The organism is Stenotrophomonas sp. VV52 (assembly GCF_002893095.1).
Classification (GTDB): Bacteria; Pseudomonadota; Gammaproteobacteria; order Xanthomonadales; family Xanthomonadaceae; genus Stenotrophomonas; species Stenotrophomonas aracearum.
In genome coordinates, this window is the sequence record NZ_PKQQ01000001.1 from 809,064 (window position 1) to 834,050 (window position 24,987).

The 24,987-nt window shown below is 66.3% G+C and carries 14 protein-coding genes and 3 pseudogenes; 14 read left to right on the plus strand and 3 right to left on the minus strand.

Annotation, left to right across the window (positions count from 1 at the left end):
* Window positions 1-48 precede the first annotated feature (48 nt).
* From C2U58_RS06000 to C2U58_RS06030, 7 genes are all read left to right on the plus strand, one after another.
* Window positions 49-3,183 (plus strand): TonB-dependent receptor, encoded by a 3,135-nt coding sequence (locus tag C2U58_RS06000; RefSeq protein ID WP_102944976.1) that lies wholly within the window; start codon window positions 49-51, stop codon window positions 3,181-3,183.
* Between the two features lie 67 nt (window positions 3,184-3,250).
* Window positions 3,251-3,991 carry a SapC family protein gene (locus tag C2U58_RS06005; RefSeq protein ID WP_172448080.1) on the plus strand — a complete coding sequence of 247 codons (741 nt, stop codon included), beginning with the start codon at window positions 3,251-3,253 and terminating at the stop codon, window positions 3,989-3,991.
* A gap of 3 nt (window positions 3,992-3,994) precedes the next feature.
* Window positions 3,995-5,014 carry a cupin-like domain-containing protein gene (locus C2U58_RS06010; protein WP_102944977.1) on the plus strand — a complete coding sequence of 340 codons (1,020 nt, stop codon included), beginning with the start codon at window positions 3,995-3,997 and terminating at the stop codon, window positions 5,012-5,014.
* Window positions 5,015-5,026: 12 nt separating this feature from the next.
* On the plus strand, window positions 5,027-6,559 hold the full coding sequence (locus C2U58_RS06015; protein WP_102944978.1) for a tryptophan halogenase family protein: 1,533 nt from the start codon (window positions 5,027-5,029) through the stop codon (window positions 6,557-6,559).
* A gap of 64 nt (window positions 6,560-6,623) precedes the next feature.
* The gene (gene xylB / locus C2U58_RS06020) at window positions 6,624-8,117 is read left to right on the plus strand and encodes a xylulokinase (protein WP_102944979.1); all 1,494 of its coding nucleotides are present in this window, start codon (window positions 6,624-6,626) and stop codon (window positions 8,115-8,117) included.
* Between the two features lie 45 nt (window positions 8,118-8,162).
* Window positions 8,163-9,497: a xylose isomerase gene (gene xylA / locus C2U58_RS06025; protein WP_102944980.1), complete on the plus strand. Its 1,335-nt coding sequence runs from the start codon at window positions 8,163-8,165 to the stop codon at window positions 9,495-9,497.
* 22 nt (window positions 9,498-9,519) lie between these two features.
* A complete protein-coding gene (locus C2U58_RS06030; protein ID WP_102944981.1) occupies window positions 9,520-12,090 on the plus strand; it encodes an exo 1,3/1,4-beta-D-glucan glucohydrolase in 2,571 nt (856 codons plus the stop codon).
* A 14-nt stretch (window positions 12,091-12,104) separates the two neighbouring features.
* On the opposite strand, the gene C2U58_RS06035 is transcribed toward C2U58_RS06030, so the two are convergent.
* Window positions 12,105-13,163 (minus strand): LacI family DNA-binding transcriptional regulator, encoded by a 1,059-nt coding sequence (locus C2U58_RS06035; RefSeq protein ID WP_102944982.1) that lies wholly within the window; start codon window positions 13,161-13,163, stop codon window positions 12,105-12,107.
* Window positions 13,164-13,300: 137 nt separating this feature from the next.
* On the opposite strand from C2U58_RS06035, the pseudogene C2U58_RS06040 reads away from it, so the two are divergent.
* Window positions 13,301-15,022: pseudogene (locus C2U58_RS06040) on the plus strand (alpha-glucuronidase family glycosyl hydrolase); the annotation flags it as partial.
* A gap of 55 nt (window positions 15,023-15,077) precedes the next feature.
* Here C2U58_RS06040 and C2U58_RS20230 read toward each other — a convergent pair.
* A pseudogene (locus tag C2U58_RS20230) lies at window positions 15,078-15,278 on the minus strand (hypothetical protein); the annotation flags it as partial.
* Between the two features lie 167 nt (window positions 15,279-15,445).
* On the opposite strand from C2U58_RS20230, the gene C2U58_RS06050 reads away from it, so the two are divergent.
* From C2U58_RS06050 to C2U58_RS06070, 6 genes and pseudogenes are all read left to right on the plus strand, one after another.
* Window positions 15,446-16,963, plus strand: a complete 1,518-nt coding sequence (locus tag C2U58_RS06050; RefSeq protein WP_253256659.1) for a glycoside hydrolase family 43 protein — start codon at window positions 15,446-15,448, stop codon at window positions 16,961-16,963.
* Window positions 16,963-19,659 (plus strand): glycoside hydrolase family 3 protein, encoded by a 2,697-nt coding sequence (locus tag C2U58_RS06055; protein WP_102944983.1) that lies wholly within the window; start codon window positions 16,963-16,965, stop codon window positions 19,657-19,659. The genes C2U58_RS06050 and C2U58_RS06055 overlap by 1 nt, the downstream gene beginning before the upstream one ends.
* Window positions 19,652-21,106, plus strand: a pseudogene (locus C2U58_RS20235) (MFS transporter); the annotation flags it as partial. The gene C2U58_RS06055 and the pseudogene C2U58_RS20235, both read left to right, overlap by 8 nt.
* 36 nt (window positions 21,107-21,142) lie before the next feature.
* A complete protein-coding gene (locus C2U58_RS20240) occupies window positions 21,143-22,108 on the plus strand; it encodes a glycoside hydrolase family 43 protein (protein WP_343125466.1) in 966 nt (321 codons plus the stop codon).
* Entirely contained in the window at window positions 22,098-22,949 is an 852-nt protein-coding gene (locus C2U58_RS06065) for an aldose epimerase (RefSeq protein WP_102944985.1), read from the plus strand. Before C2U58_RS20240 ends, C2U58_RS06065 begins: the two co-directional genes overlap by 11 nt.
* A 257-nt stretch (window positions 22,950-23,206) precedes the next feature.
* On the plus strand, window positions 23,207-24,586 hold the full coding sequence (locus C2U58_RS06070) for an NAD-dependent succinate-semialdehyde dehydrogenase (protein ID WP_102944986.1): 1,380 nt from the start codon (window positions 23,207-23,209) through the stop codon (window positions 24,584-24,586).
* A gap of 171 nt (window positions 24,587-24,757) precedes the next feature.
* On the opposite strand, the gene C2U58_RS06075 is transcribed toward C2U58_RS06070, so the two are convergent.
* Window positions 24,758-24,987: fasciclin domain-containing protein (locus C2U58_RS06075; RefSeq protein WP_172448081.1), on the minus strand; the 230-nt coding region annotated here is incomplete at its 5' end.

Genomic DNA, 24,987 nt, shown 5'->3' on the forward strand with positions numbered 1-24,987 from the left:
CATGAGCGCTTGTGCTTTCCGTCGTACCCCAGACCTGAGGGCTCACGCATGAGCCGCAAGCTGGCGAAACTAACGTCCCGGGCCATGTTCACCTTCGTCGGTGGCGTCCTGGTCATCAATCCCGCTTTTGCACAGGACGCGTCGACGCCGGCACCGGCCACGACCGCTCAGCAGACCCAGAGCACGCCGACCCAGCTCGACACGGTGCAGGTCACCGGTATCCGCAACAGCCTCAGCCAGGCGATGGATATCAAGCGCGACTCGGCGGGCGTGGTGGACGCGATCAGTGCCGAAGACATCGGCAAGTTCCCCGATACCAACCTGGCCGAGTCCCTGCAGCGCATCACCGGCATCTCGATCGAGCGTCGCGATGGTGAAGGCGCACAGGTCACCGCGCGTGGCTTTGGTCCGCAGTTCAACATGGTGACCCTCAACGGCCGCCAGATGCCCGGTGCCGACGCGTTCGGTGCGGCAGGGCAGGTCGCCATCGGCGGCGTGGACGGCGGTACCCGCGCCTTCAATTTCGCACAGTTGGCCGCTGAAGCGGTCAACGGCATCGAGGTGTTCAAGACCAGCCAGGCCAACGTCCCCAGCGGCGGTATCGGCGCCACCATCAACATCCTCACCGGTCGCCCGTTCGACCATGAGGGCACCGTGGCCAGCGCCGGCGCCAAGATCGTCTCCGACCAGAGCCAGCCGTTCGACAACGACATCACCCCGGAACTGTCCGGTATCTTCAGCTACACCAACCCGGACAAGACCTGGGGCGTAGGCGTCAGCGCGAGCTACCAGAAGCGCAAGGGCGGCTCGGTACAGGCCACCAACAACTACTGGAACATCCAGCCGTGGACCGGGACCATGCCCGGCAACCCGACCGTGACCAATGCACCGGCGATCGGCGCGCTGTACGGGCGCCCGAACGACCTGCGCTATGCCTTCGCCGACTTCGAGCGCGAGCGCATCAATGGCCAGGCGGTGCTGCAGTTCGCACCGACCGACGCGGTCACGCTGACCCTGGACTACACCTACTCGACCAACGAGATCGAAGAGAATCGTGGCGAGCAGGGCATGTGGCTGCAGAACAGCAACTACACCGACGTGGTCTTCGACACCAGCGGTGCGGTCGCCACGCCGATCTACATCCGCGAAATCGCCGGCACCAAGGACTTCGGGCTCGAGCAGCAGCGCAGCATGCAGAAGTACAAGCTGGGTTCGCTCGGCTTCAACGCCACCTGGAACATCACCGACCGCTTCAAGCTGAGCTTCGACGGCCACGACTCGAAGAACGAGAGCCGCCCGAACGATCCGCTCACCGGCGGTGGCTCCATCTTCTCCAGTATCGCCGGCACCAACAACTGCACCACCGGTCCGCAGTGCGGTGGCACCTACGTGCAGGAAATGGTCTGGAACAACGGGCTGCCGGTGGGCACCCAGGTCTGGTATCCGACTGCCGCCGACGCCATCGCCAAGACCAATGGCGTGGTCAACGCGGGCTTCGTGCCGGGTGAGATCGGCTCGCAGGTGCTGCGCATCAACTCGCAGACCCAGATCAGCGAGATCAAGCAGGGGCGCGTGGATGGTGAGTGGGCCTTCGACGCGGGCCGCTTCCAGTTCGGCGTGGACTCCAGCAAGCAGACCACCCACCGCCTGCAGGCCGCGGAAAACTACAACACCCTGGGCGACTGGGGCGTAGCCAACGTCAATGGCGACGTGGCCAACGGCCTGATGGACCTGCTGCAGCCGGTGAACATCGTCGGCATGTTCGACGACTTCAACGTCAACAGCTTCAGCGCCTGGCGTGGCGACGCCGGCCGACTGGCGCAGTGGGCCGGGCAGTACTACGGCGCCAATCTGGGGGTCAGCCCGCAGAATGCGGCCGACAACCGGGTCGAAGAGAAGACCAATTCGGCCTATGTCCAGATCGAGCTGGACGGCGACCTGGGTGGCCACCGCACCAATACGCGCCTGGGCGTCCGCTACGAAACCACGGATGTGGTCTCGACGTCGATCATCGCCACGCCCGAATCCATCCAGTGGCAGGCCAACAACGACTTCCGCGTGTTGTTGTCCGACGACAAGCAGCCGTTCACCGAGAAGACCAGCTACAGCTACATCCTGCCGAACCTGGACTTCAGCATCGACCTGCTGGACGACCTGAAGGGCCGCATCTCGTTCGGCAAGAGCATCGCGCGTGCGCCGATCGGCAACCTGTATGCCGGTCCCACCGCACAGCAGCCGTTCGGTTCGGTGCTGATCGACCCGTCCTCGCGGGCCAGTGGCACGGCGCAGAACCCGGCGCTCAAGCCGCTGGAATCGGACAACCTGGACCTGGCTCTGGAGTGGTATTTCGCCGATGCCAGTTATGTGTCGGTGACCTACTGGAACAAGCAGGTCGACAACTTCATCGGCAACACCATCGTGCAGGAAAACCTGTACGGCCTGCGCGACCCGACCTCCGGGCCGGACGCACAGGCGGCGCTGGGGTTCCTGACCAGTGGCGCCTGTATCACCCAGGTGGGTCCGGCCAACGCGGCGGCCTGCTCGGCCAATGACACCTCCCTGTTCACCGCATTGGCGCTGCTGCGCAACAATCCGGCCGGGCTGGGCGCCTACAACGGCACTGACGCACAGGTGCTGGCGACCGAGGCGGCCTACGACCTGTACGGGGAGGCGGACGATCCGCTGTACCAGTTCAACGTCAACCGTCCGATCAACCAGAACCAGTCCAAGCTGCATGGCTGGGAACTGGGTGGGCAGTACTTCTTCGGCGACACCGGCTTCGGCGTGCTGGCCAACTACACCATCGTCAACGGTGACGTCGGCTACAACGATGCGGGCGACCCGAACGTCGACCAGTTCTCGCTGACCGGCCTGAGCGACACCGCCAACGCCATGCTGATGTACGAAAAGTATGGCTGGTCGGTCCGCCTGGCCTGGAACTGGCGCGACCAGTACCTGATCCTGGCCAACCAGGGGTCGAGCCGAAACCCGTACTATGTGGAAGAGTACGATCAGTGGGATCTCAGCGTGGGGTATACGCTGAATGACAACTGGTCGTTCAGCTTGGAAGCCATCAACCTGACGGGCGAGGACGTGCGGTGGCGTTCGCGCACCTCGCAGATGATGGTGAAGTTGGCTGACCAGGATCCGCGTTACATGCTTGGCGTTCGTTACAGGTTCTGAACAGGTCACGGGTGCCGTTGCTTGGGCAGCGGCACCCGTGCAGGCTCCTGCTGGGATTGGACTACACATGCCGCGTTACGAAATGCTCAACAACATCGCCCACCGCGACCTGCGCGTGGCGACCGGCTTCGGACCTGAATTCGGCGACGCGGTCGGCATGGTGCCGGCGTACCCGAGCGAGTTCGCCGAACTGCAGCGCGAATACCCCATTTTCCTGCGCAGGGACACCGCCACCGGGGCGTGGCAGTCGGTGGTCCTGCTGGGCTTTGAACAACACGAGAACCTGTACCTGGACGAGGGCCGCTGGAACGCGTCGTACCTGCCAGGGGCCGCGGCCAAGGGCCCGTTCCTGATCGGGTTCCAGGAAAACCGCATAGACGGCGAACTCACCCGCGAAGCGGTGCTGCACGTGGACCTGGATCACCCGCGCGTGAACAACAGCGCTGGCGAACCGGTGTTCCTGCCGCAGGGTGGCAATACCCCGTATCTCGACCACATCGCCACCGTGCTGCGCGGCATCAACGATGGCCATGCCTTCGGCGCGGAGATGTTTGCGATGCTGGACGCCAAGGGGCTGATCCAGCCGGTCACGCTCGACGTGCAGATCGACGCCGAGCATCGGGTCGGCGTCAACGGCCTGCACGCGGTCGACCGCGATCGCCTGGCCGCGCTGGACGGTGACGCGTTGGCCGAGCTCAACCGCGCCGGTTACCTGGAAGGTGCGTATCTGATGCTTGCCTCGCTGCATAACATGCGACGGCTCATCGCCGAGAAACAGCGCCGCCTGCGCCTGCAGGGCAGGAACTGAGCGATGGCCGACGGGGCGGCGATGCGGACACTGGAAGGGCTGGCGCCTGCCGCGCTGCCGCTGGAGGCGCTGGTCGCCGCCGGCGAACCCGTGGTGCTGCGCGGCGTCGTGCGTGACTGGGGCCTTGTCCAGGCCGGGCTGCGCTCGACCAACGACGCCATGGACTACCTGCGTGGGTTCGACGCCGGCGTGCCGGTGCCGTATTCCCATGGCGAACCCGCCATCCAGGGCCGTCCGTTCTACAACGCCGACTTCACCGAACTGAATTTCGAGGTTCGGCGTGGCGTGCTGGGTGAGGTACTGGAGGAGATCGCGCAGCACGTTGACGATCCCCAAGCGCCCATGTACTACATCTCTTCGCTGCTGATCGATCGGGCACTACCGGGCTTCTCCGAGCACAACGACGCCGGCCTGGCCGGGCAGGGCATCGACGCCTCGGCCAGCATCTGGATCGGCAACCGGGTCACCGCGTCCTGCCATTTCGACACGCCGGACAACCTGGCCTGCTGCGCAGTGGGACGTCGCCGCTTCACCCTGTTTCCGCCGGAGCAGATCGACAACCTCTATCCGGGCCCGCTCGAGCCTACGCCGGGCGGCCAGGTGGTCAGCGTGGTGGATTTCGACACTCCGGATTTCGAACGCCATCCCCGGTTCCGTGACGCACTGGCCAGCGCGGTCACCGCCGAGCTGGAACCCGGCGATGCGATCTTCATCCCCAGCATGTGGTGGCACCACGTGCGCAGCCTGGCACCATTCAACGTATTGGTGAACTACTGGTGGCGCAGCGTGCCCGGCTTCCTGTCCTCGCCGTTGCCGGCCCTGCAGCATGCCCTGTGGGCGCTGCGCGACCTGCCGCCGCGCGAGAAGCAGGCGTGGGCGAAGATCTTTGAGTACTACGTTTTTGGACCCGCAGAGCGCGCCGGGCAGCACCTGCCCGAGGCCGCCCGCGGCGAGCTGGCACCGTTCGACGAACTGCAGGCGCGCCGCACGCGCGCCCAGCTGCTCGCTCGACTCAACCGCTGACAGGGGATCGCTTTGAACGCTGCCAACACCACCACGCCGGGCCGGATCCGCAAGGTCGTCATCGCCGGCGGCGGCACCGCCGGCTGGCTCGCCGGCTGCGCGCTCGCCCACCAGTTCCGTGACCAGCTCGAAATCACCCTGGTGGAGTCCGAGCAGATCGGCACCGTCGGCGTGGGCGAATCGACCGTGCCACCGATCCGCACCTTCCACCGTTTCCTGCAGATCGACGAGCAGGAATTCCTGCGCGAAGTGGCCGGCACGTTCAAGCTCTCGATCTCCTTCGAAAACTGGCGTCGCCCCGGCGACCGCTTCATCCATCCGTTCGGCACCATCGGGCAGAACACCTGGGCCACGCCGTTCCACCATTTCTGGCTGGACAGCCTGCGCCGTGGCATGCCCTCGGACCTGGGCGACTTCTGCCTGGAAAGCGTGGCCTCCCGCGGGGACCAGTTCTCGCTGCAGACCCAGCCCCAGGTCAATTACGCCTACCACTTCGACGCCGGGCTGTACGCGAAGTTCCTGCGCCGCAAGGCCGAAGCGAATGGCCTGCGCCGGGTGGAAGGGAAGATCCGCGAAGTGCGCCAGCACGCGCATGACGGCTCGGTGCAGGCGCTGGTACTGGAAGACGGCCAGGTGCTGGAGGGCGATCTGTTCATCGACTGCACCGGGTTCCGTGGCCTGCTCACCGAGCAGACCCTGCATACCGGCTACGAAGACTGGAACCAGTGGCTGCCCAGCGACCGCGCAGTAGCCGTGCAGACCGAATCGGTGAAGCCGCCGGTGCCGTATACCCGCGCCATCGCGCACGAGGCCGGCTGGCGCTGGCATATCGCGCTACAGCACCGCGTGGGCTGTGGCCTGGTGTTCTCCAGCCGCCACATGTCCGACGACGAAGCGCAGGCCAAGCTGCTGCGCGACATCGAAGGCGAACCGCTGCGCGACCCGTGGCTGGTCCCGTTCCGCAGCGGGCGTCGGCTCAAGGCCTGGAACAAGAACGTGGTGGCGCTGGGCCTGGCCAGTGGCTTCATCGAGCCGCTGGAATCGACCAGCATCCACCTCACCATCAGCTCGGTGGTGCGCCTGATCCAGCTGTTCCCGATCGATGGCATCACGCCGACCCTGCAGGCGCTGTACAACGACGTCGGGCAGAAGGAGATGGAGCACGTGCGCGACTTCATCATCCTGCACTACCACGCCACCCAGCGCGACGAACCGATGTGGAAGGCCGCCCGCGAGATGGAGCTGCCCGAGTCGCTGGCGGTGCGCCTGCGCGCGTGGCGAGAGCGCGCGCACGCCTGGCAGGACCCGGGTGAGTTGTTCCGCGTGGACTCCTGGACCAGCGTGCTGATGGGGCAGGGCATCCAGCCCGGGCCCGCCCACCCGTTGGCCAGCGCGATCAGCGACGACGACCTGCGCACCCTGTTGCAGCGCATCCGCCAGCCGATCCAGCAGGCGGTGGCAACGATGCCGTCGCAGGCCGACTTCATCGCGCAGTACTGCAAGGCGTCCGAGGACGTCTGGCCGCGGAGGATGGCGACCGCGTAGCGAAGCTGCGCGTTGTTGCCCGGATTTGGTAGCGCTACCTTTTGAAGCATACGGGGTGTAAGGGATGGAACTGGTTGCCGGAATCGATGCAGGCACACAGAGCTTGAAAGTGCTGGTGTACGACCCTGCCGCGCGCAAGGTGGTGGCCAGCACCAGTGCCGCGCTGGAGCTGACCAGCGGCGCCGATGGCAGCCGCGAGCAGGCCCCGGCCGACTGGGTGGCCGCGCTCAACAGCTGCTTCGCCGCGATTGCACCGGCGGTGCGTTCGCGCATCGTGGCGCTGGCGGTCTCGGGCCAGCAGCACGGGTTCGTTCCGCTCGACGCGGCAGGGCAGGTACTGGCACCGGCCAAGCTCTGGTGCGACACCAGCACCTCGGCCGAATGCACGCAGATCATGGATGCGGTCGGCGGCACCGCGCAGACCATTGCCGCGGCCGGCAACCCGATCCTGAGCGGCTACACCGCTTCCAAACTACCGTGGACGAAGACGCACCGGCCCGAGGCCTACGCGAACCTGGCCACCATCCTGCTGCCGCACGACTACCTCAACTTCGTGCTGACCGGCGAGCGCTTCTGCGAGTACGGCGACGCCTCGGGTACCGGCTGGCTGGACGTGCGCACCCGCACCTGGTCGCCCGACCTGCTGCGCGCCACCGACCCGGACCGTGACCTTGCGGCGTGCCTGCCGCCCATCGCCGCGCCCGAAGCGCTGTACGACATCGCACCCGCCGCAGCTAAGACGCTGGGGCTTCCGGCTACGGTGAAAGTTGCCGTGGGCGGCGGCGACAACATGATGGCCGCCATCGGCACCGGCTGCGTCACCCCCGGTCGCCTGGCGATGAGCCTCGGCACGTCGGGCACGCTGTTCGCCTATTCCGATACACCGGTGGTCGACCCGGAAGGCGCCTGGGCCGCGTTTTGTTCGTCCACCGGCGGCTGGCTGCCGTTGATCTGCACCATGAACTGCACCGTGGTCACCGAACAGGTGGCCGACGCCTTCGACTTCAACACCCGCCACGCCGACGGCCACCTGCGCAATACGCCCCCCGGCGCCGACGGCCTGGTGATGCTGCCGTTCCTCAACGGTGAGCGCACCCCGGACCTGCCGCTGGGCAAGGGGGTGCTGGCCGGCCTGGACACCACCAACATGACCCCGGCGCACTTCTACCGCGCCGCGATGGAAGGCGCCACCTACAGCCTGAAGTACGGCTACGACGCCTTCGTGCGCGGTGGCATGCAGTTCGACCGCATCGTGCTCACCGGCGGCGGCAGCAACAGCGCGCAGTGGCGGCAGCTGGTGGCCGATGTGTTCGGCCTGCCAGTGGACGTGCCGACCCAATCCGAAGGCGCGGCATTCGGCGCTGCCCTGCAGGCGCTGTGGGCGTTGGGGCATGCGCGCGGCGAGGGTGCTTCCATCGCCGACATCACCGAGCGGCACGTTGCGCTCGACCCGCAGCTCTCGGCCCGTCCGGACCCGGCACGCGGCCACGCCTATGCCACCGCCTACACGCGCTACCTGCGCTACCTCGACGCCCTCACGCCGCTGCAGCGCGGCTGACACCCACTTCACGCGACACCTCGCACAACGAAAGGAAACCGCAGCATGAGCACGCAGCCCTTCATCGGCGCCACCGAGTATTTCCCCGGCATCGGCCGCATCCCCTTCGAAGGGCGCGGCTCGGACAACCCGCTCGCGTTCAAGGTGTACGACGCCAACAAGGTGATCGGCGGCAAGACCATGCAGGAGCACCTGCGCTTCGCGGCCTGCTACTGGCACACCTTCTGCAACGCCGGGCATGATCCGTTCGGGCCGGGCACCCGCCGCTTCCCGTGGGAATCCAGCTCGCCGCTGGCCAGTGCCGAAGCCAAGGTGGACGCCGCGTTCGAGTTCTTCACCAAACTCGGCGTGCCGTACTGGTGCTTCCACGACATCGACCTGGCGCCGGACGCCGACGATGTCGGCCAATACGAGAAGAACCTCAAGCACATGGTGAAGCTGGCCAAGGAGCGCCAGGACGCCACCGGCATGAAGCTGCTGTGGGGCACCGCCAACCTGTTCTCGCACCCGCGGTACATGAACGGTGCGTCCACCAACCCGGACTTCGCCGTGGTCGCGCGTGCCGCCGTACAGGTCAAGGCCGCGCTGGAAGCCACCGTTGAGCTGGGCGGCGAGCACTACGTGTTCTGGGGCGGCCGCGAAGGCTACGCCTCGCTGGTGAACACCCAGATGAAGCGCGAGGTGGAGCACTTCGCCCGCTTCCTTACCATGGCCCGCGACTACGGCCGCAGCATCGGCCTGAAGGGCAACTTCCTGATCGAGCCCAAGCCGATGGAGCCGATGAAGCACCAGTACGACTTCGACAGCGCCACCGTGGCCGGCTTCCTGAAGGAGCATGGCCTGCACAAGGACTTCAAGCTCAACATCGAAGCCAACCACGCCACGCTGTCCGGCCACACCTTCGAGCACGACCTGCAGGTGGCCTCGGACCACGGCCTGCTCGGCAGCATCGACGCCAACCGGGGCAATGCGCAGAACGGCTGGGACACCGACCAGTTCCCGACCGACCTGTACGACACCGTCGGCGCGATGCTGGTGGTGCTGCGCCAGGGCGGGCTGGAAGGCGGCCTGAACTTCGACGCCAAAGTGCGCCGCGAGTCCACCGACATGGAAGACCTGTTCGTCGCCCATATCGGCGGCATGGACGCGTTCGCGCGCGGACTGGAAGTCGCCCACGGGCTGCTCAACGACTCGCCGTGGGAGCAGTGGCGTGCCGAGCGCTACGCCAGTTTCGACAGCGGTGCCGGAAAAGACTTCGAGCGTGGCAAGCTCAGCCTGGCGGACCTGGCTGCACTGGGGGCGAAGGGCGGTGAGCCCACGCAGATCAGCGGCAAGCAGGAACGTTACGAAAACCTGATCAACACGTACCTGCTGCGCTGAGCGCAGCCCCAAGGATGAGCCCATGACCCACCTTCTTCATTCCCGCCGCAGCAGTGCCCTGATGGTCGCGGTGGTCCTCGCGCTGGTTGCCTGCAAGGGCGACGACACGGCCGCCGACAAGGCCCCGGCCGCCGCCACCGCCAGCGCCGACACCACCCCGTGGCCGTCGGTGGCCTGGCCGCTGGCAGAAGACCCCGCTCTGGAAAAGCGCATCAACGACCTGATCGCAACCCTGACGGTGGAAGAGAAGGTGGGTCAGTTGATCCAGGGCGACATCGCCAGCATCACCCCGGACGACGTACGCAAGTACCGCCTGGGCTCGATCCTGGCTGGCGGCAACTCGGACCCGGGTGGCCGCTACGACGCCTCGCCGGCCGAGTGGCTGGCGCTGGCCGATGCGTTCTACGCCGCCTCGATGGACACCTCGCAGGGTGGCAAGGCGATCCCGGTGCTGTTCGGCATCGACGCCGTGCACGGGCAGAGCAACATCGTCGGCGCCACGTTGTTCCCGCACAACATCGGGCTGGGCGCGGCGCGCAACCCGGAACTGGTGCGCCGGATCGGCGAGATCACCGCGCTGGAAACCCGCGCCACCGGCATGGAATGGGCGTTCGCACCCACCGTGGCGGTGCCGCGGGATGATCGCTGGGGCCGCACCTATGAGGGCTACTCCGAATCGCCCGACGTGGTGGCCAGCTATGCCGGCAAGGTCGTGGAAGGGTTGCAGGGCAAGGTGGGCTCGCCGGAGTTCCTCGACGGCCGCCATGTGATCGCCTCGGTGAAGCACTTCCTGGGCGACGGCGGCACCACCGACGGCAAGGACCAGGGCGACACCAAGGTCAGCGAAGCCGATCTGGTCCGCATCCACGCGGCCGGTTACCCGCCGGCGATCGCGGCCGGCGCGCAGACGGTGATGGCGTCCTTCAACAGCGTCAACGGCGAAAAGATGCACGGCAACAAGCCGTACCTCACCGACGCGCTGAAAGGCCGCATGAACTTCGGCGGTTTCGTGGTCGGTGACTGGAACGGGCATGGCCAGGTCAAGGGCTGCACGACTACCGACTGCCCGGCCACCATCAATGCCGGGCTGGACATGCCGATGGCCTCGGACAGCTGGAAAGGCATGTACGAAACCACGCTGGCCGCAGTGAAGGCCGGCACCATCAGCCAGGAACGGCTGGACGACGCCGTGCGCCGCATCCTGCGGGTGAAGATGCGGCTGGGCCTGTTCGAGGCCGGCAAGCCGTCCGCGCGTGCGGTGGGTGGCCAGTTCAACCTGATCGGCGCACCGGACCATCGCGAGGTTGCACGCCAGGCCGTGCGTGAGTCGCTGGTACTGCTCAAGAACCAAGGCGGCGTGCTGCCGCTGGCGCCGAAGCAGAAGATTCTGGTGGCCGGTGACGGTGCGAATGACGTGGGCAAACAGGCCGGCGGCTGGACCCTCAACTGGCAGGGCACCGGCACCACGCGCAAGGACTTCCCGAACGCCGACACCATCTTCGAAGGGCTCGAGAAGCAGGTCAAGGCTGCGGGCGGCCAGGCTGAGCTGGCCGTTGATGGCAAGTACAAGACCAAGCCGGATGTGGCCGTGGTGGTGTTCGGCGAGAACCCGTATGCCGAGTTCCAGGGTGACCTGGCTACGCTGGCCTACAAGCCGGGCGACGACTCCGACCTGCAGCTGCTCAAGAAGCTCAAGGCCGACGGCATCCCCGTGGTCGCGGTTTTCCTGAGTGGTCGTCCGCTGTGGGTGAACCGCGAGATCAACGCGGCCGATGCGTTCGTGGCGGCGTGGCTGCCCGGTTCGGAAGGCGCAGGCATTGCCGATGTATTGCTGCGCAAGCCCGACGGCGCGGTGCAGAACGACTTCAAGGGCAAGCTCAGCTTCAGCTGGCCGCGCACGGCGGTGCAGTACGCCAACAACGTGGGCCAGAAGGACTACAACCCGCAGTTCGCGTTCGGCTACGGCCTGACCTATGCCGACAAGGGCGACCTTGCCGCACTGCCCGAAGTCTCCGGCGTGACCGGCAATGAAGGCGCGGCCGGCGTGTTCTTCGCGGCGGGCGATGCCGGTGCCGGCATGGCGCTGCGCCTGGAGAACGCCACGGGGCAGGGCGTGACCGTCACCAAGGTGCCGGAAGGCCTGGATGGCGACCTGCTCAACGTGACCGGCGTGGACCACCTCAAGCAGGAAGACGGCCGCCGCCTGGCCTGGACGGGCAAAGGCGAGGCGACCGCCGCGTTGCAGTCGCACACTGCACTGGACCTGCAGCGCGAGAGCAACGGCGACCTGATGCTGGTCACCACGCTGCGCGTGGATGCGGCACCCAAGGGCGATGCGTGGTTGGCGGTCGGCTGCGGTACCGGGTGCACCGCGCGGGTGCCGGTTGGACCGACCCTGGCCAAGCTGCCGGCCGGGCAGTGGACCCGCGTGGGCGTGCCGCTGAAGTGCCTGGCCGGTGCCGGTGCGCAGGTGGGCAAGCTGGACCGCCCGTGGTCGCTGGTGAGCGCATCGGCGATGACCGTCTCGGTGTCGCGGGTCGCACTGGGCGCCCTGAACGAAGCCGACGTCACCGTCGCCTGTCCGGGAGCCTGACGATGCGGCGCGCCCTACCGACCTCTGGGCGGGCGCGCCACCGAATCGCGCTCCACCAACCGGTGCGGCAGCACATGGTCGGTAAGCGGCCGCGCCTCGTCGTTGCGGTTGCGGATGGTGCGCAGCAGGATGTCGATGGCTGCGTCGGCCATCGCCGCGATGGGCTGGTGGATGGTGGTGAGCTCCGGCCACACCGTGGTGGCGGCCGAGGTGTCATCGAAGCCCACCACGGTCAGGTCGCGGGGCACGTCCAGCCCGCGTCGGTGCGCGACCGAAATGGCAGCGGCGCCCATGTCGTCGTTGCTGGCGAAAATCGCGGTGGGCGGGTTCCCATGCGCGAGCAGCAGCTCTGCGGCGCCCAGCCCGGAGCGGTAAGTGTAGTTGCCGCGCTGGACCAGTTCGGGGTCGACCTCCAACCCGGCCTCGTGCAGCGCGGTGACAAAGCCATCGTAGCGGCGGGCGCTGGCACTGAGATCATCGCGCCCACGGATGAAGCCGATGCGGGTATGCCCGTGCTGGATCAGGTGATCGGCCATTTCCTTGCCGGCGTGGAAGTCGTCGATGCGCACGCAGGAGATGCCGTCGCCCTGGCGTCCGGAGGCGATCGCCACCACCGGAATGCGCGCCTTTACCAGCTCGCCCACGGCGGCGGCGGACTCGCACAGCGGTGGCGGCAGGATCACGCCGTCGACCCGGCTGGCCAGGTTGCGCGCGGCCTTGCGCTCGGCCTCGGCGTCCATGTTTTCCCAGTAGTCGATGGTCAACTGCACCGGCGCGTTGGAGGCAACACGCAGCAGGCCGACCAGAAGCTCACTCAGGTAGGCACCGCTGGGGTTGGCGTAGATCAGCGCGATGCGGGTGTGCTGCGCGGCCGCCAGCGAACTGGCCGCCACGTTGGGCGTGTAGCCCAGTTTGCGCACCGCGCGCATCACGCGTTCGCGGGTCTCTTCGCGCACGTTGCCCTGGTTCACGGCCCGCGACACGGTCATCGGCGAAACGCCTGCCAGCGCCGCCACCTCGTCGATCGTCACGCCGCTGGTTTTGCGGCGGACCGATTTCTTCGGCTTGTCCAATACGCGTTTCCTTTCGTTCTCGTAACGCTACCGTGCGGCGGGCAGGGGAGATGATGCAACGGCCAAGGCGCGTCACCAGCTTACCCGGTTTACTGCCGAAAACGCCGCATTTTGCTGCTGTCGAACGGTGTCATTGGATGTCGAGCGTTGTCATCGCGCTGCTGCTTTTCATGGGCAACGCGCATGCGGAAGACGGGTATGCACTGTGGATGCGGTACGTGCCGGTTGAGCCTGCGCTCGCAGCCACCTACCGCGCGCAGTTGAGCGACATCGTCGCACCCGACGCAACGCCGACGCAGCGCGCCGCGCGTGCGGAGCTGGAGCGGGGGCTCGCCGGCCTGCTGGGCAAGGCGCCACCGATGCACACCGAGCCGACGCAACAGTACGTCGTGGTACTGGGTACACCCGCGTCGTCCCCGTTGCTTTCGCCACTGCACAGCGAGATCGAGTCGCTGGGCACAGAGGGGTATCTGCTCAAGCGCGTGCAGCACGACGGACGCAGCGATCTGGTCGTGGCTGGGAAACACGATGTTGGCGTTCTGTATGGCGTGTTCCACCTGTTGCGCCTGCTGCAGACCGGTGCGCCGCTGGACGCGCTGGACGTGCACGAATCGCCGCGCGTGCAACTGCGCGTACTCGACCACTGGGACAACCTCGACGGCTACGTCGAACGCGGCTACGCCGGCCGCTCGCTCTGGGACTGGCAGAGCCTGCCGGAATGGAAGGATCCGCGTTACACCGACTACGCACGCGCCAATGCTTCGCTGGGCATCAACGGCACCGTCCTGAACAACGTCAATGCCAGCGCCTGGAGCCTGGCGCCGGCGTACCTCGACAAGGCGGCCGCGCTGGCCGAGGTGTTCCGCCCCTATGGCATCCGCGTCTACCTGAGCGCGCGGTTCAGCGCACCCATCGAACTGGGTGGGCTGAAGACCGCAGACCCGTTGGATCCCGGCGTGCAGCGCTGGTGGCGCGACAAGGTCAACGACATTTACGTCCGCATTCCCGACTTCGGCGGGTTCCTGGTCAAGGCCAATTCCGAAGGGCAGCCTGGCCCGCAGGACTACGGCCGTTCGCATGCCGATGGCGCCAACCTGCTGGCCGACGCGCTGGCTCCGCACGGCGGCGTGGTGATGTGGCGCGCTTTCGTCTACGCGCATGATGTACCTGCAGATCGTGCCACCCAGGCCTTCACCGAGTTCGCCGGGCTGGACGGCGCGTTCCGCCCGAACGTGATCGTGCAGGTCAAGAACGGCCCCATCGACTTCCAGCCGCGCGAGCCGTTCCACCCGTTGTTCGGGGCCATGCCGCGCACGCCGCTGATGATGGAGTTCCAACTCACCAAGGAGTACCTCGGTTTCAACACCCACCTGGTGTACCTAGGCCCGTTGTTCGAGGAAGTGCTGCGTTCGGATACCCATGCACGCGGCAAGGGTTCCACCGTCGCCAAGCTGGTGGACGGCTCGCTGGAGGGACACACGCTGACCGGCATGGCCGGGGTTGCCAACATCGGCAACGACCGCACCTGGACCGGCTCGCACTTCGACCAGGCCAATTGGTACGCCTTCGGCCGGCTGGCCTGGAACCCCCACCAGTCCGCCCGCGACATCGCTGCCGACTGGGCCGCAATGACCTTCTCGCCGGACCCCACCGTAGTGCAGCCAATCGTCGCGATGATGATGGCCTCGCGCGAGGCGGCCGTGAACTACATGACCCCACTCGGCCTGCACCACCTGATGGCGCGCGGCCACCACTACGGGCCCGGCCCCTGGGTAGACGGCGGTCCACGCCCGGACTGGACCTCGGTGTACTACCACCGCGCCGACCGCAACGGCATCGGTTTCGACCGCAGCGCAAGCCCCCCGTCGCCCCAGGTGTCTCCTTGGGGGGATCCGTCAGGGTTGACCATTGCCTCTGCATTTCCTGCACCTGCTGTACGCCGAGCGAGTAGCGGGTGACCAGTTCGTTCCACAGGGTGCGGCCGGAGGCCATGCGGTGGTCCCATGGGACGTGGTGGAACCACAGCAGCAGCGGTTCGGGCACTTTCATGAGGTCGCCGTACTGCGCGGCCAGTTCGGGCGCGTATTGGGCTACCGCGTTGCTGCCACTAGTGGCTGGGCGCAGGTACGTGAAGCCCAACGGCGCGTGGCGGCGGAAGACGCTCACAGCGGGCTCGCCGTCACCATCGACATTGGCGACGCCTACGACATCCACCCGCCGAACAAGCAGGAACTCGTTGGCATACAGGGCGAGTACGTCCAGTACGGGTTGCATGCCTTGCTGTGCGCGCAGGCCCTTGGCGCTGGTCCAGGCCTCGGTTCTACCTGGTCAATTCCAGCTTCACCTACTTCCCGGGCATCCCCGTCTTCGAGAGCGAGGACCTGGTGCACTGGAGGCAGATCGGCAACGTCATCGCCCGGCCCAGCCAGCTCGATTTCGACGGCCTCAGCGTCTCACGGGGCGTGTTCGCACCCGCGATCTCGTACCACGATGGCCTGTTCTACGTGGTCACCACCGCAGTGGACAGCGGCGGCAACTTCATCGCGACCGCATGCGATCCCGCCGGCCCGTGGTCCGACCCGCACTGGTTGCCCAGCATCGATGGCATTGACCCGTCCTTGTTCTTCGACGACGACAGCAAGGTCTACCTCGTGAACAACGATGCGCCACTCGGCACGCCGCGCTACGAAGGCCATCGCGCGATCTGGATGCAGCAGATCGACCTTGCCGCGTTGAAGCCCATTGGGCCGCGCAAAGTCCTGATCGACGGCGGCGTCGAACCGGCAAAGAACCCGATCTGGATCGAAGGCCCGCACCTCTACAAGCGCGAGGGCTGGTATTACCTGTCCGATGCCGAGGGCGGCACCGGCCCGCAGCACTCGCAGGTGGTGCTGCGCAGCCGCGACGTCTGGGGGCCGTACGTTCCCTATGCAGACAACCCGATCCTCACCCAGCGCGACCTGCCTGCCGACCGCCCGCTGCCGATCACCAACGCCGGCCATGCGGATCTGGTGGAAGGCCCGGACGGCTCGTGGTGGGCCGTGTTCCTGGCCAGCCGCAACTACCAGCAGCGGCACTACAACACCGGTCGCGAGACCTACCTGCTGCCGGTGGAATGGCACGATGGCTGGCCGGTGATCCTGCCTGCCAACCAGACCATCCCTTATGTGGTGAAAGCGCCCAGCTGGATGAAGAGCGACGCCATGCAGGCGTCCTCGACTGGAAATTTCACCGACCGCGACGAGTTCGACGGCACGTCTCTGGGAAGCGCGTGGCTGCGCGTACGCGTGCCCAAACAAGAGTGGGCAACCTTGCACGAGCGCCCGGGAATCCTCGCCATCCACCCGCTGCCGGAAAGCCTCGAGACGCTGAAGAATCCAGCCTTCCTCGGCCGCCGCCAGCAGCATCTGCGCTTCGAGGCCAGCACAGCCATGAGCCGCCCGGAACAGGGCGTCGCAGCAGGCCTGGCTGCCTTCCAGAGCGAGGCATGGTGGTACTTCCTCGGCGTACGCAGCCTCGGCGGCGACCGCATCACCGTCTTCCTCGAAGCCCGGGACGGCGGTGGCACAACGAAAACCCTTGCGACCCGTGAACTGAAAGCAGCAACCACGCTGCGCCTTCAGATCAGCGGCAATGAAGGCCACTACGCCTTCGCAGTCGACACCGGCGACGGACAGGGCTGGCAAACCCTCGCAGCAGACGTAGACGGCACCGTACTCAGCACCGATCGCGCAGGGGGCTTCGTAGGCACCCTGCTGGGACCATTTGCGCGCGACGAGCGCGCCTTGAGGAGCAGATGATGACGCGCAGGCCTTACCACTCCGTCGGCCTTCGCGGCCCCGTCCTTGCCACCCTTGCCCTGTGCGCCGCCATCGGGCTCGCCACCCGCGTGCACGCCGCAGAGCCCAAGCCCTGGCTGGACACATCCGCCAGCTTCGAAACCCGCGCCGCCGCGCTGGTCGCGCAGATGACGCTGGAAGAGAAGGCCGCGCAGATGCAGAACGGCGCCCCCGCCATCGAGCGCCTGGGCGTACCCGCCTACGACTGGTGGAGCGAAGGCCTGCACGGCGTCGCGCGGGCAGGGCAGGCCACCGTGTTCCCGCAAGCCATCGGCCTGGCCGCCACCTTCGACGTACCGCTGATGGGGCAGGTGGCCACCACCATCAGCGACGAAGCGCGCGCCAAGCACCACCAGTTCGTGCGCGAGGGCCAGCATGGCCGTTACCAGGGCCTGACCTTCTGGTCGCCCAACATCAACATCTTCCGTGACCCGCGCTGGGGTCGTGGCCAGGAAACCTACGGCGAAGACCCGTACCTCACCGCGCGCATGGGCGTGGCCTTCGTGCACGGCCTGCAGGGCGACGACCCGGTCTACCGGAAGCTCGACGCCACCGCCAAGCACTTCGCGGTGCACAGCGGCCCCGAAGCCGACCGCCATCACTTCGACGCCAAACCCAGCAAGCGCGACCTGTACGACACCTACCTGCCGGCGTTCGAAGCGCTGGTGAAAGAAGGCGAGGTGGACGCAGTGATGGGCGCCTACAACCGCGTGTACGGCGAATCGGCCAGCGCCAGTAAATTCCTGCTGCGCGACACCCTGCGCGACCAATGGGGCTTCAAGGGCTACGTGGTCTCCGATTGCTGGGCCATCGTCGACATCTGGAAGCATCACAAAATCGTGCCCACCCGCGAAGCCGCCGCGGCACTCGCGGTGAAGAACGGCACCGAACTGGAGTGCGGGCAGGAATACGCCACGCTGCCCGCCGCAGTGAAGCAGGGCCTGATCAGCGAAGCAGAGATCGACGACGCCGTGACCCGCCTGTTCACCGCACGCATGCGGCTGGGCATGTTCGACCCGCCGGAGCGCGTGGCCTATGCGCGGATTCCGGCCTCGGTGAATCAAGCGCCCGCCCACGACGCGCTGGCGTTGAAGGCCGCCCGCGAGTCGCTGGTGCTGCTGAAGAACGACGGCGTGCTGCCGCTCTCGCGCGACCTCAAGCGTATCGCCGTGGTCGGCCCGACCGCCGACGACACCATGGCGCTGCTGGGCAATTACTTCGGCACCCCGGCGGCACCGATCACGATCCTGCAGGGCATCCGTGACGCCGCCAAGGGCGTGGACGTGCGCTACGCACGCGGCGTGGACCTGGTGGAAGGGCGCGACGACCCCAACGCCACCCCGCTGATCGAGGCCGCCTACCTGCGGCCCACCGCTGACTCCCCGGAACGCGGCCTGCGCGGCGAGTACTTCCGCACCGCCGACCTGGCCGGCACGCCCGCACTGGTCCGCACCGACGCCCAGATCGGCTTCGGCTGGGACCGCGGCTCGCCCACCGACAACCTGATGGCGCGCGGCGAAGCCGGCCCAGGGCAGGGCGTGCCCAACGACAACTTCAGCATCCGCTGGAGCGGCCAGCTGCTGCCGCCGGTCTCGGGCCGCTACCACATTGAGGCCGCCGCCGACGATGGCTTCCGCCTCTACGTGGATGGCAAGCGCGTGCTCGACCACTGGACCCCCAGCGATCGCATGCGCAGCGACGGCATGGACCTGGACCTGGAAGCCGGCCGCGCCTACGACCTGAAGCTCGAGTACTTCGACGCCGAGCGCGACGCAGGCGTACGCCTGGGCTGGCGCATGCCCGGCGCCAAGCCGCCGTTCGAGGAAGCGCTGGACGCCGCCCGCAGTTCCGACGTGGTGGTGTTCGTCGGCGGCCTCACCGGCGATGTCGAAGGCGAGGAAATGAAGGTCAACTATCCCGGCTTCGCTGGAGGTGATCGTACAGACCTGCGCCTGCCCGCCACCCAGCGCAAGCTGCTCGAAGCACTCAAGGACACCGGCAAGCCGGTGGTGATGGTACTGACCGGCGGTTCCGCGCTCGCCGTGGAATGGGCGCAGGAGAATCTGTCCGCCATCCTGATGGGCTGGTACCCCGGCCAACGCGGCGGCACCGCAGTGGGCGAGGCGCTGTTTGGCGATTACAACCCGGCCGGCCGCCTGCCGGTGACCTTCTACACCGCAGACCAGAAGATGCCGGCCTTCGACGACTACGCCATGGAAGGCCGCACCTACCGCTACTTCCGCGGCACGCCGCTGTATCCGTTTGGCCATGGCCTGTCCTACACCACCTTCGACTACGGCACGCTCCAGCTCGATGCGCCGCGCATCGCCGCCGATGGTCGTCTCAAGGTACAGGTTGAAGTGGCCAACACCGGCAAGCGCGACGGCGACGAAGTGGTGCAGCTGTACGTGCGCCGGGTGGACGCCGCGCCGGGTGATGCGGTTCAGTCGCTGCATGGCTTCCAGCGCGTGCACCTGGGCGCTGGCCAGAAGCAGACCGTGGCCTTCGACCTGGATGCCCGCCAGGCCCTTCGGCAGTACGACGAATCGCGCGGCGAGTATAAAGTGCCGCCGGGGGCGTACGAGGTGCGGGTAGGCAGTTCCAGTGCCGACGCCCGCGTAAGGGCGCGTTTCACCGTGGAGGCAAAACGTGACTGATCACACCCTGTCGGTACGGGAAAAGCTGGGCTACAGCTTGGGCGACCTTGCAGCCAACCTGATTTTCCAGACGCTGATCACCTACCTGGCGTTCTTCTACACCGACGTCTACCGGCTGCCGCCCGCCACGGCGGCAACCGTGATCTTCGTGGTCGGCCTGCTCGGCGCGTTCGTCTTCACCCCGTTGATCGGCATTGCTGCGGACCGCACCAGCAGCCGCTGGGGCAAGTTCCGGCCGTGGATCCTGTGGACGGCGGTTCCGTTCGGCGTGCTCTCGCTGCTGGCGTTCAGCACGCCGGACCTGGGCGAGCGCGGCAAGGTGGTCTATGCCCTGGCCACCTACGGCCTGCTGATGCTGGTGTACGCGGCCAACAACCTGCCGTACTCCGCGCTCAGCGGCGTGCTCACCGGCAACATGGACCAGCGCAACAGCCTCTCCGCCTACCGTTTCGTGGCGGTGATGATCGCGCAGTTCATCATCCAGGTCCTGCTGCTGCCGCTGGTGCTGATCCTCGGCGACGGCGACCGCGTGCTCGGCTTCGAACGGGTGATGACCGTGTTCGCGGTAGTGGGCACCGTGTTCTTCCTCATCACGTTCGCCACCACCCGCGAGCGCATCGTTCCCGCCAAGGAGCAGACCGCCGGGGTAGGGCAGGACCTCAAGGACCTGCTGCACAACCGCCCGTGGCAGGTGATGCTGGCGCTGACCATCCTGGTGTTCATGAACCTCGCCCTGAAGGGCGGCACCTACATCTACTACTTCCAGTACTACATGAGCGAGCCGGCGCTGGCCGCGTTCCTCGACAGTTCCGGCTTCAACCGCTTCATCGGTGGCTTGAACGCGGTGCTGAGCGGATGGGGCCTCTCCGGTTTCACCTGGCCGAAGGACCCGGCCACCTCGGCCTTCAGCCTGTTCAATGCCTGCGGCATCATCTGCATGATCCTGGGCATCGGCGTCTCGCGCCGGTTGGCCGACCGGTTCGGCAAGCGCGATGTATTCGGTGCGGCACTGTTCGTCTGCACCGTGTTCCTGCTGGTGTTCTACCTGTTCCCGCCCACCGCAGTGGCCGTGGCCTTCGTGTCCTTCATGCTGCACGGCTTCTTCTACGGCATCACCATCCCGCTGTTGTGGGCGATGATTGCCGACGTAGCCGACTACTCCGAGTGGAATAACAACCGCCGGGCTACCGCCATCATCTTCTCCGCCATGCTCTGCGGCCTGAAGATCGGCCTCAGCATCGGCGGTGCACTGGTGGCGGGCATCCTGGCGCACTACGGCTATCAGGCCGGCGCCGCCCAGCAGCCGGACGGCGTGGTGGATGGCATCCGCCTGACTGTGAGCCTGTACTGTTCGATCCCGTTCCTGTTTGCGGTAGGACTGCTGTTCCTCTACAGGATCGACAAGCGCATGGAAACCCGGATCGAGCAGGTCCTGCTGCAACGGCGGAATGGCACCAACCTGGAGCACCTGGCCGCACATGCCATTTCCCAGCCGCTGGTGTCGCATATCTACACGGCCGACCCTTCCGCGCACGTCTTCGAAGGAACGCTTTACATCTATCCCTCGCACGACATCGATGCCGGTGCCCCGTTCGATGACGACGGCGGCCACTTCGGCATGGAGGACTACCACGTACTGCGCATGGACTCGCCGCAGGGCGAAGCCACCGACTGCGGAATGGCACTCCACGTGCGCGACGTCCCTTGGGCCGCGAAGCAGATGTGGGCGCCAGATGCCGCAACCCGTGATGGCCGCTACTACCTGTACTTCCCGGCCAAGGACGCACAGGGCATCTTCCGCATCGGCGTAGCGGTGGCAGATCGCCCGGAAGGGCCGTTCAAAGCCGAACCTGAGCCCATGCCAGGCACGTACTCCATCGACCCGGCCGTGTTCGAGGACGACGATGGCGCGCACTACCTGTACTTCGGCGGCATCTGGGGCGGCCAGCTGCAGAAGTATCGTGACAACCGGTACGACACTGCGAACGAGGAACCCACCGGCGACGCACCTGCACTGGGTCCAAGGGTAGGGCGGCTCGAACCCGGCATGACGCAGCTGACGGAGCCCACCCGCGAAGTGCTGATCCTGGACGAGCACGGAAAGCCGCTGCGCGCCGATGACCACGAGCGCCGCTTCTTTGAAGGCCCCTGGCTGCACAAGTACAACGGCCGCTACTACCTCTCGTACTCCACCGGCAACACCCACCTGCTGTGCTACGCCGTCGGCGACAACTCGTACGGACCTTTCACCTATGCCGGCGTGATCCTCAAGCCCGTAGTGGGCTGGACCACGCACCATTCCATCTGCGAAGTCGGAGGGCAGTGGTACCTGTTCTATCACGACTCCCTGCTGTCAGGCGGTGTAACCCACCTGCGCTCGGTCAAGTGCACGCCGCTGCACATGGAAGCGGACGGCAGCATCCGGACGATTGACCCCTATGGCGCCTGAGACCCCATCCCCCATCGACGACGCGTTGGCGCCGCTGCCGGCAGGCCGTCTGCGTTGGCTGAAGTCAGGCAAGCTGGAGGTGGCGTTGGCCCCCGAAGCCGGCGGGCGCATCGCCCAGATACGCTACGACGGCGTGGATTGGCTCGTAAGCGAAGGAGACGGCAGCGCAGCAGCCATAGCTTGGGGCTGCTACCCGATGGTGCCGTGGGCAGGGCGCATCCGGCATGGCCGGTTCGACTTCGATGGCAGACCTTATGAACTGCCCACCAACTTCGGCGGGCACGCCATCCACGGAGTAGGGTTCACGCGCCCCTGGCAGCTGGACAGCCTCGAAGCGGACACCGCAACACTTTCGCTGAAGCTCCCCGAAGACGCCTATTGGCCCTTCGGCGGCACGGCGACGCAGATCGTCCGCCTACGCCCCGACGGCCTTGAACTGCACCTTGAAGTACAGGCAGACCGCCACCCCATGCCAGCCGTACTCGGCTGGCATCCATGGTTCCGCAAGCCGGACCAGCTGATCTTTGCCCCTGATGCCATGTATCCGCAGGATGGGGAGGGTATCGCCACCTTGCCCTGCGTAGCGCCGACGCCCGGCCCTTGGGATGATTGCTTCGTCAACCAAGAAGAGGTAGCGCTGGTGTCAGTGAGTCAGTGCCTTCGCATGCGAGCCAACACCGACCACTGGGTCGTCTACGACGCAGCCGGCCACGCCACCTGCATAGAACCCCAGACCGGGCCACCGGACGCGTTCACCCTCTCACCAAACCGATTGGAGCGAGGCGAGCGCTTGGCACTTACCTTTGCATTGACGTGGGAATCTGAAGCCACATCCAACTGACCCGGAATGCAATGTTTCGGTTGCGCCCACCTCAACCGGCCACGGCCAGACACGCATGGCGTGGCTCTACCCGCTGGTAGGGTCGGTTCCCAAACGACCGCCGATAACCTCAATCATCCCGTTAACGCATGACCAATGAACGAAGAAGCGCCGTGAACCCCCAGTGATGCACGCAGCCATGGAATTCACCGCGTGGGAACCGCTACGAAACGATCATCACCTGAGCGCTTTCCCCATGCAGTTAAGGATCCAATTCCATGTCCAAGAAGCAACTCACCACGATCAACCCACTAACCGAAGAAGTACTAGGCACCTACGCCTACATGTCCGACGACGAAGCCGCCGGCGCAGTAAAGGCCAGCCACGATGCCTTCCTGCAATGGCGTCTGCGCAGCTTGGAAGACCGCGCCAAAGTCATCGCCGCCATCGCCAAGACACTCCGCGACCGCAAGGAAGAGTTCGCACAGCTCATGACCAACGAGGTCGGCAAGCTCATCGAGGACAGCCGCACCGAAGTCGAGCTCTGCGCCGCCATCTGCGAATACACCGCCAAACAGGGCCCTTCCGTACTCGCCGATGAGGACCGCGACGTCGAAGGCGCCACCGGCATCGTCACCCATTGCCCCATCGGCGTGGTTTACGGCATCCAGCCCTGGAACTTTCCGGCCTACCAGGCGATCCGCTATTCCATCGCCAGCCTGATGGCCGGCAACGGCGTGCTGCTCAAGCACGCGGAGAGCTGCACCGGGAGCGGGCTGCTGTTGCGTGACATCTACGAAGATGCGGGGTTGCCCAAGGGCTTGTTCGGCGTCCTGCTGATCAGCCACGACCAATCCAATGACATCGTGAAGAACGACCTGGTGCGCGCAGTAACGCTGACGGGCAGCGAGGACGCCGGACGCACGGTCGCCACCAAGGCCGCCGAGTCGCTGAAGAAGACCGTACTGGAGCTGGGCTCCAACGATGCATATCTGGTCCTGGACGATGCCGACCTCGATCTTGCCGTGGAGACCTGCGTCAAGGGGCGCCTGTTCAATAACGGCCAGACCTGCGTCAATGCCAAGCGCTTCATCGTGACCGGGAAGAACTACGACGCCTTCGTCAGCGCCTACGCAAAGAAGTTTGAAGCCGTGAAGATGGGCGACCCCAACGCGGCCGATACGCAACTGGGCCCCATGGTTTCCAAGGCCCAGCGCGACAAGCTGCACGAACAGGTCACCAAGAGCGTCTCACAGGGCGCGCGCCTTGTTGTAGGCGGCAACGTCCCTGACCGCACCGGCTGGTTCTACCCGGCCACCGTGCTCGCGGATGTGTCGCCCGGCCAGGTGGCCTACGAGGATGAACTGTTCGGCCCGGCAGCGGCCATCATCCGCGCCAAGGACGACGAAGACGCCATGCGCATTGCCAACGACAGCCGCTACGGCCTGGGCGGCGGCATCTTCAGCCGCGACGTCAAGCGCGCCCGCGAGCTGGCGACCAAGTATTTCGACACCGGGATGGTCTTCATCAACACCTTCGACGTAGCCTCCCCGGCGCTCCCGTTCGGCGGCGTCAAGGCCTCCGGCTACGGCCGCGAGCATGGCCCGGAAGGCCTGAAGGAATTCGTGAACGTAAAGTCCATCAAGATCCCGTCGTGACCCCCACGTAATTCCGCGTGATCTCGCGCTAACCCGCGTGACCCCTCGGCATGACGCGTGATCCTGACGCGGTAGAGCCAGGCCCTGCCTGGCTGAACAACGCCGGCCGTCCAACAGACGGCCGGCAAATAAAAAGGGGCAGGGGCCATCAGCACCCCCGCCCACGCCCACCTACTTGGGCATCAAAACCGTATCGATCACGTGCACCACACCATTGGACTGCATTACGTCCGCAGTACTCACAGCCGCCTTGCCACCCTTCGCATCCACCACCCACACCTTGCCGTCAGCAAGCTTGACCGTAAGCTTCTCGCCTTCAACCGTGGTCAACATGCTGGCCATACCCCCCTTCTTTGCGGCAGCAGTGAGCTCGGGTTCTACCCCGATATCACGGACGGTTC

Coding starts and splice junctions, on each gene's coding strand:
- C2U58_RS06030 (WP_102944981.1), top strand. CDS start 9,520: ATGACCCACCTTCTTCATTCCCGCCGCAGCAGTGCCCTGATGGTCGCG.
- xylB (WP_102944979.1), top strand. CDS start 6,624: ATGGAACTGGTTGCCGGAATCGATGCAGGCACACAGAGCTTGAAAGTG.
- C2U58_RS06070 (WP_102944986.1), top strand. CDS start 23,207: ATGTCCAAGAAGCAACTCACCACGATCAACCCACTAACCGAAGAAGTA.
- C2U58_RS06000 (WP_102944976.1), top strand. CDS start 49: ATGAGCCGCAAGCTGGCGAAACTAACGTCCCGGGCCATGTTCACCTTC.
- C2U58_RS06065 (WP_102944985.1), top strand. CDS start 22,098: ATGGCGCCTGAGACCCCATCCCCCATCGACGACGCGTTGGCGCCGCTG.
- C2U58_RS06055 (WP_102944983.1), top strand. CDS start 16,963: ATGACGCGCAGGCCTTACCACTCCGTCGGCCTTCGCGGCCCCGTCCTT.
- C2U58_RS06010 (WP_102944977.1), top strand. CDS start 3,995: ATGGCCGACGGGGCGGCGATGCGGACACTGGAAGGGCTGGCGCCTGCC.
- xylA (WP_102944980.1), top strand. CDS start 8,163: ATGAGCACGCAGCCCTTCATCGGCGCCACCGAGTATTTCCCCGGCATC.
- C2U58_RS06005 (WP_172448080.1), top strand. CDS start 3,251: ATGCCGCGTTACGAAATGCTCAACAACATCGCCCACCGCGACCTGCGC.